Genomic DNA, 7,922 nt, shown 5'->3' with positions numbered 1-7,922 from the left:
ACCACTTGTTTTTTAAACTCGGTTGAAAATGTTCTTCTTTTTTTGGACATAGTAGATTCTCCTCACTGGTTGTGTATTATTCTACTTGCCCTTAATTTCGTTGTCCAACTAATTGTATCCTATCCATTCTTCCGAGCTGAATAATCTTGTGTTTCTCCAGTTCACGAAGATGATAAAGGATTTTGGCTCTAGAAAAATTAAGCTCTTGGGCAAGCATTCTCTCCCATCACGTCAAATAGCGCACCAATTTTATGGGTGCATATTATCAAGCTTTCAACCAGCTCCATCCATGTCATTACCTTTTGAAACGGAAAAATGGTTTCCTATTAATAGAACCTACCAAGTAAATCTAAAAACAAAAAGGTGCTGTACCATCCATGATTCGGATGATATCTAGCACCTTTTTTATTTCTTACTCTTCATGATAATCTTCATTTACAACTGTAAATTGAACAATGGTTTCACCATCAGATGTAACTGTGGTCAAGCTGATTTTGATCTTTGCTCACTTTGGCTTGTAAGAAATTCCGACCACATACACAGTTCCGTCCGGATCTTGCCATTACTTTTGCTGTTCTTTTATTATTCAAATGTCTGTATTTTTTTAAAAAAACTATTTATTGGTTTTTAATGAATCCAGATTGAATAGCTTCAGCAACTTCATTTACAATCTCAATAATAGTAGAGTTCTTACAAAACTTTTTGTGCCAAATTTGTGCTGATGGTCCTTCTAAATTGAAATCTTTAATTAATAAGAGTTCATAGAATGTATTTTCTTGTTTAAGTGTAATTATGTATACTGAAAAATTTGATGCTTCAAATATTTTTTGTTTGATGTTATATCGCCTGTCAATTTCATTAATATTTAGGGTCATTGGTATCGATTTATCATTATTTTCAGATAACTTAATCATTATAAATCCCCTTAAATTTAATTTTGAAAGTAACGGAAGAATTGAGCAAAAAAATAGGCATTGGCTCCTCCATCGCCGAATACCATGATAGCCACACAAGCTATCCACACTAACACATATTCTATAGCTGTATTGTTAATAAAATACTCCTTATGTGTAATAGATTTGTAAATAATCTATTACGTATATATTGATGACACGAATGTTTTGAATTGACATAGCATTTATTGTAGGGTTGAAGCAAACTGACATTTATCTTGGTTGCAAAGAATATCAAGATAGTTAACACAAGAGCAGTAATTCCAACCAACATTCTCTTTGGCCTGCAAACTTTAACCACTGTCAAGATATCAGTCATATAGGTCTAAATTCGTAAGAACAACGGGGTTTTTTAAAGCGTTATCAAATAGAGTGTTATCACAGAAATGGTGATACCTATTTTTTTCATCAGTTGGATGTTTCCAAGACCTACTAGTCGAATATTGTCCAAGTTATTCATAGAACCTACCTCTTGGGTGGAGGTGTGTAATGAATTAATTTGAGAAACTCTCGCGCTTTGAGTAGACTTACTTAAGAAGTCCATAAATCGAATTAAAGAATATTTTTTCCAAGGTCTCCGTTGAATTTCCACGTGAATAACTCTCCTTTTAGCGCATATTTTATTCTTCCTTGATTTAGCATTTAGAGATATCCGTTGTCGTTTATGAAATGGAAATATGGCGATGGTTCCATTGACTCTACTGGTGGCTAAAAATGAAAGGATGCGATAGACAGGATTTTTTAATACGTGTTTAACTCATATAGGACCTCCTTGAGTTTAAGCTTGCACCTTTAGTGTAGTAGATGAATATGAAGAGGATGTTAACTAAATGTTAAGACATTATTTAGAAGTGTTATGATTGAATCAAAACGAGTTTTATCATGACGCATTTTATATATTGAAGCATTAACAATCCTGTCATCTCTTTATGATCATAATAACGAGTGAATAACTAATGTTTTCTAGAGTAATTATGTGCATGTACTAAAGTTGTCGTTGTAAAAATTTATACTCACTCAAACAATAGAAAGGTGGTATCTCTATGAAAGCTGTTCAAGTGACTGGATACGGAGATGTAGATAAGTTAGAAATAGTTGAATTAGCTATACCAGAACCTAAAGACAATGAAGTTCTCATTAAAGTAAAGGCTTGTGCTATTAATAATACGGAAATTTGGATGAGAGAAGGAGCTTACGGCACTGGTTCGAAGTCCGGATGGCGTCCAGAAGGAGTACAATTTCCCAGAACACCCGGTTCTGATATATCAGGGAGAGTTGTAAAGGTAGGGAAACTTGTAGATGAATCGATGATTGGAAAAGATGTTGTCCTTTTCCCATTCACATCAAGTGGAGATGAGGGATCCGAACATATTTCAGAAGATATGTCCTTCATTGGTTCAGAATATGATGGTGGATATGCGGAATACGTGGTGTGGACTGCTGACCTTTGTTTTGAAATGCCTCTTTCCAACTATACAGAAAGTGGGGTTTTTTCTGTCAGTGGTTTGACTGCATGGCACATGGTAGAACAAATTCAAGCTCAACCTGGGGAGACTATTATGGTGACTGGGGCAAACGGTGGTGTTGGATCTTTAAGTGTACAAATTGCCTCTAAAGTATTCGGAGCTAAAGTCATCGCGATTGTTGGTGACTTAGATTTGGAAGACAAAATGAAGGAACTGGGAGCAACACACGTATTGTCTTATAGGTCAAATAATCTTGCTAAAGAAATAATAGAAGTGAATGGCGGTCCGATTGACTCAGTATTAGATGTTGTAGGAGATGCTTTGTTCTCAACCTCCCTTCAAGTACTGAAAAAGGGCGGGAAATTCTGTACATCGGGATCTGCAGGTGGTCAGAACGCAGAGCTTGATTTTAGAACGTTGTATTTAAAACATATCACTCTTTATGGGTCTGTTTTGGGTACCAGAGGAGAATTTAAACTAATGCTTAACGCTATTTCTGAAGGTAAAATTAAACCGGTTATCGATCGGACTTTTCCTTTGGAAAAAGCAAGAGAAGCTCAAACTTATTTTAAAAACACAGGGAAGTTAGGAAAGATTGTCTTGTTGCCAGGAGAATAAGTAAATTCTATATTAAACCATCTCTTATTTGAAGATGGTTTAATTTTTGGTGAATTTGAAGATATACTAGCTGGATACTTGATGTTTGTTTTTGATTGGTATATCGCTGCCCCCATTATATCTATCCTTGTGTCTATTTTAGTTTTAAAAAGTGAATGGGGCTTACTGGCAAAAAGTATTCATAATGGAAGGCTCCCCTCCTACGATAAATAGAACATAATAGAAATGCTAAAAAATATTGATGGTGTAACGAATGTACATTACATGATTTACATGTATGTACGATAACTTCTGGATTGGATTCATTAAGCTGCCACTTATTGGTTGAGGATGACAAAGAGGAGCAAGAAGTCTTACAAAAGGTAATAAATTTAATTTTAGAAAAGTATAAGATTAAACACACACCATTCAAATCGAAAAGTCCTATCTTGAACACACTGAATTTAAAGTAAAGAAAATGGTTGCTCCCTTACCTATGATAAATAGTTTTCAATGTAGAACACTTATGTTTATTGGAAGGATAGGAATCTGATCATTTATATTCTTATTATCTCAGAGAAATAAACAAGCACATTATTATTATCCAAAAGAGCGAGTAATTATTGGATAAAACATTAATAACACTATCCCTTATGCAGGAATTAGTAAATTTTCTATTGATCAGTAAAGTTAAATAAATTGATCTTTATGTCTTGAAATATACTTTCTAAATTTTGCCGAACTGCTGCCTTTTCGGCGACTTTCTTAGAGTCTATATTTTAATCGTGTCCCTATACTTATTGTTAATGAAAGGTTTGGCCCTCACCAAACTTTACATATAAGGTATTTATTAAACTCCTGAAGCTATTCCTGGCTGTTACTAATCCATATTTTGAATTAACTTCTTGATTCGATGTGAAATTTCACCTAGTTACCCAACTCGCAGATATCATTTATCTTTATCTTTTAGCATGCATTTTGTGCTATTTTGACAGTGACAGGATGAATTCTGGCAACTAGACCGATATAATGAGTGACTCTTCATGTTAATCAGCGGTTCCACTTCTTGTTATTTGGAGGTCAACTTTAACATTTACTTTGGCTTTTTGGTACATTTCATGCCATTTCCCCTCTGTTAGGTCCGAATTTCTTACGGAGCTCCTGTACTGGCTACCGAGCCCAAATACATCCGAATTAACTTCCTGACAATAAGTAATCACTCTCGAAATTTCCCTAGACAAACTTTTACTGATTGCTTTATCCAGTATGGCAACATTTTTAGGCTCTCCTAGGTCAATTTCTTCATCTAATTCTAATAATCTTGCTTCCATTGTAATGTTTAGATCAAATTCTGGAGTTGATTGATTGATTAATTTTAAATCACTTTTTGATTTAATTGTATCAAGTACTAAAGAAATTTCCTCTGGAGGATTTTCCATAAATCCTTCTTCTAAATCCTCATATTTAATCAATACTTCAAATGTTCCGGAGTCATAACGATCTCTGCTCAGTTTTATATAAAAACTATCTTCTGCCGGAAGTTCTCCAACCATTCTCCCCTTTTTAAAAAGTGCCACACCCGAAATGATAATTAACTCTTCCTCTCTCGATATTATCGGCATTGCAATATCTTCTCCTATGGAATAATAATCATGGGACACTTCATGAAGTGTACTTGAAACGATTTGTTCATCTTCAATATTTTGTTGTAAGAGCTTAAAAATATGTTGTCCAATATCGCTGATATTTTCAAACTTATAATTAAGTAAGGTTTTCGCTTCACCTTCAACCACAGCCATATAAACGCTACCACTTATATTGGAGTCTCTCGATAACGCTTGCATTGAGGTACTAATTCCTTTCTTCTTAGCTAACTCATTACCATACAAGGCTACCCGTAACTGACCAGCTACTATCTTTTTTGATGATTTTCGATTGATTTTTGTGCGCGTCCCTTTGCTAGTTTGATTTTCTGCAGAAATAATTTCAATATTACTTTCAAAATCTGGATTTACTTGACGGATTACGGCTGTAGTGGATAAATCACCTTCGTTTCCCAAATCGTACCCTAAAAGTATGGCGAGTCCTACTCTTTCAAGAAGTTTTTGCTCTGCACATCCAACCAAACTAATCAAAAGAAGGGGTATTAGTATTTGGAATTTTATCTTTCTCATTGTAATTTCTCCTTTTTAGATGAGAATTTTTTTTTCAACAGAGCAAACACATACAAGAAAATTGGATAAGTAAAAACAAGATAAAAAGCCACTTGAGAAAAATAATCATTTAATGTACTTATTTGAATTCGGTTTTGTACAAATAAACTAGCAACGAAAATGATACTGGCGAAAATCCAGGAAAATTTAGTTCCATCAACTTTTACCATGCGTATTGTCCCACGATAAGCAGCCCACAAGTACAAACAAAGATTTGGCAAAATAATTAGCAACCAATAGCAAACTGCGATTAACTCAAATCGTTCGATAAACGGCAATTTGATAACGCCAAATAAAGACAAGGTTGCCCATATTGTTTTATTTAGTTGCCCTTCACTGAAGAAAGTGAGTGACACTAACATAATTGATAGATACATCAAGGTCGTTACTAACAAGCCCAAATGAAGATGTTTTTTCACTTTTTTCTTTTCCTTTATAAACGGATAAATTACGTTCAATATTTCAAACCCCACGATTGTAAACGTCATGGACTGCGCACCTTTAACAATATCGATGAGGTTGCTCTCTAAAACTGGAAATAGACTTTTTGCCTGAGAAAACTCGAGAGGAAACACCAACATCGGAAATAGCCATATCGAAAGGACAAAACTAAAAAAAGAGATGCCAACGATAACCCTTAAACCACCAGTGAATGTGTAAATCACAAGTAAAAGTATAGTGGCTGAAATAAATCCAGTTTGCAAATTCGGGAAGACCCATGTTTGAACTACTTCACTGTAGTTTTTTAAAATAACTAAAAAGGCTGCTGTGCAGTATAAAATATAAAGACCGTTTAAAAAATTACCGATCCACTGACCAAATATATCAAGATGTATCCCATATAAATCATTTGAACTGTACATCTCTAGTGTCTTAAGCATGAATATTGCGATGATGTGTGTAAAGAGGCCCGCCACAAGGACCGAAATCCATGCATCATGTTTTGCATCTTGAAAGACAATACGTTGAAATCCGTGTATCCCAACACCCACTTGGGTGGTATGAATGATAAAGAAGAGTAAAAATGCGTTTATCATATCTTTTTGACTAATTTGCAAAGAACTTTTCATTCATATCACCTTCAGTTCACCTTTTTTTGAGGATTTACAGGTTCAGGATTGTATTTTTTTTCATCTTGCGCCCTTGTTAACTTGGGTCTCATATTGGTCAATGGCAGTGGCAGTCTGATTATGCTATCCCTCCAATCAATCAGTCTAGGAGGGTAGAAGGGAGCCGTATAAGGTGCACCTAAGCTTGATTGACGGAGTAGATGGATTAGTACAAAACAAAACGCCAGCATAATTCCATAGAAACCCCAAAACCCTGCCAATATAATTATTGGAAATCGAATTACCCGGATGACATTGCCCATCAAATAACTTGGGGATGTGAATGATGCAAGTGCACTTAAAGCGACTATAATAATTAAAATGTTACTTGTAATGCCAGCTTGAACGGCTGCCGTTCCAATTACAATACCCCCAACGATACCGATGGTTTGTCCAATTTTTGTCGGCAACCTAGCCCCAGCTTCTCTAAGTAGCTCAATAATGAGTTCCAATATTAAGGCTTCAATAATCGGCGGAAATGGAACTAATGCCCTCGATTCACTTAACGGAATTAAGAGCGATTGCGGTATCACTTCATAATGAAAAGTTAATGCTGCAACGTATAACGGTGTTAAATAAACGGATAAAAAGACTGCACCGATCCTTAATAACCGAAGAAATGAAGCAATTGGCCACCTAAGGTTTTCATCTTCTCTACTTTGGAAGAACTCAATGAACGTTTGGGGGCAGATTATTGCCATGGTACTCCCATCTACAATAATCCCCAATTTCCCATTCAATAACCCGTCGCAAAACCTGTCAGGTCTTTCAGTCAATAACATTTGGGGAAATGGTGATAAAGAGTTGTCATCGATTAATTGCACGAGAACTGAACTATCTATCAAAGAATCAATGTGAAGATCGGTGATCCTCTGACGAAGCGTATTGACCATCTGCTCTGAGGCAATACCTTTCATGTATAGCAACGCAATCGTTGTATTGGTTTTATTCCCTATTACATGGTTTTCTTTACAAAGATCAGGATTTACAATGTACCTACGGACGAGAGACACATTTGTAGAAAGGCTTTCATTAAACCCAACTTGTGAACCGATTACTTGTGATTCATTTTCAGGTGCTGACAACGATCGTGATTTTCTCGTAGCGATGTTACCCAGAACTACTTTAGAATATCCTTCAACATGTATGAGGACCGTCCCATTTAACAAGGCCAAAATCGACTTATCCAGATGACTAGATAAGTCGACCTTAGGTATTGCCAGAAGCTCTTTAATTTTTTCTGGCGATTCATGTGTACTATTAAACAAACCTCTTAATATTTGATCATTTAAGGGACGATTATCTACTAGGTCATCTATATAAATTAGTGTGAGATTAGGAGGAATAATTTTTACAATTAAGTCAGCAGGATTGTGCAATGCATCTTTCACTTTCTGTATCAATAAGTGTCCAGAGGATGGGATATGGCTTTCTTTATCTGTTTTAGCCTCTGTAACATCTATTTGTTCTTTCTGTATTTCCGCTGGTTTTATGGTCTTTTTTTTAGCGAATGGTAGTTTTAATCTCTTGTTAAACATTTAAAACACCCCCTATTCAATACTCTTAGAATGGACGTGTAATTGA

General features: G+C 35.3%; 5 protein-coding genes. 1 reads left to right on the top strand and 4 read right to left on the bottom strand.

Features of this window, described 5'->3' with window-relative positions; genetic code table 11:
- Positions 1-617: 617 nt before the first annotated feature.
- Positions 618-914 (bottom strand): hypothetical protein, encoded by a 297-nt coding sequence (locus ACFPYN_RS03915; RefSeq protein ID WP_377732618.1) that lies wholly within the window; start codon positions 912-914, stop codon positions 618-620.
- A 1,082-nt stretch (positions 915-1,996) separates the two neighbouring features.
- Here ACFPYN_RS03915 and ACFPYN_RS03910 point away from each other — a divergent pair.
- Positions 1,997-3,037: a zinc-binding dehydrogenase gene (locus tag ACFPYN_RS03910; RefSeq protein WP_377732617.1), complete on the top strand. Its 1,041-nt coding sequence runs from the start codon at positions 1,997-1,999 to the stop codon at positions 3,035-3,037.
- 1,025 nt (positions 3,038-4,062) lie between these two features.
- On the opposite strand, the gene ACFPYN_RS03905 is transcribed toward ACFPYN_RS03910, so the two are convergent.
- Genes ACFPYN_RS03905 through ACFPYN_RS03895 form a run of 3 tightly spaced genes read right to left on the bottom strand, consistent with a single transcriptional unit; the run spans position 4,063 to position 7,876 of the window.
- A complete protein-coding gene (locus ACFPYN_RS03905; protein ID WP_377732616.1) occupies positions 4,063-5,190 on the bottom strand; it encodes a Ger(x)C family spore germination protein in 1,128 nt (375 codons plus the stop codon).
- Positions 5,187-6,299 (bottom strand): GerAB/ArcD/ProY family transporter, encoded by a 1,113-nt coding sequence (locus ACFPYN_RS03900; protein ID WP_377732615.1) that lies wholly within the window; start codon positions 6,297-6,299, stop codon positions 5,187-5,189. Before ACFPYN_RS03900 ends, ACFPYN_RS03905 begins: the two co-directional genes overlap by 4 nt.
- A gap of 11 nt (positions 6,300-6,310) precedes the next feature.
- On the bottom strand, positions 6,311-7,876 hold the full coding sequence (locus tag ACFPYN_RS03895; RefSeq protein WP_377732613.1) for a spore germination protein: 1,566 nt from the start codon (positions 7,874-7,876) through the stop codon (positions 6,311-6,313).
- Positions 7,877-7,922: the final 46 nt, after the last annotated feature.

Source organism: Paenisporosarcina macmurdoensis, assembly GCF_042658845.1.
Classification (GTDB): Bacteria; Bacillota; Bacilli; order Bacillales_A; family Planococcaceae; genus Paenisporosarcina; species Paenisporosarcina macmurdoensis.
This window is presented reverse-complemented; position numbering and strand designations above follow the sequence as displayed.

Bases quoted from the DNA above. Each gene is read 5' to 3' on its own strand.
- ACFPYN_RS03915 (WP_377732618.1), bottom strand. From the start codon at position 914: ATGATTAAGTTATCTGAAAATAATGATAAATCGATACCAATGACCCTA.
- ACFPYN_RS03910 (WP_377732617.1), top strand. From the start codon at position 1,997: ATGAAAGCTGTTCAAGTGACTGGATACGGAGATGTAGATAAGTTAGAA.
- ACFPYN_RS03905 (WP_377732616.1), bottom strand. From the start codon at position 5,190: ATGAGAAAGATAAAATTCCAAATACTAATACCCCTTCTTTTGATTAGT.
- ACFPYN_RS03900 (WP_377732615.1), bottom strand. From the start codon at position 6,299: ATGAAAAGTTCTTTGCAAATTAGTCAAAAAGATATGATAAACGCATTT.
- ACFPYN_RS03895 (WP_377732613.1), bottom strand. From the start codon at position 7,876: ATGTTTAACAAGAGATTAAAACTACCATTCGCTAAAAAAAAGACCATA.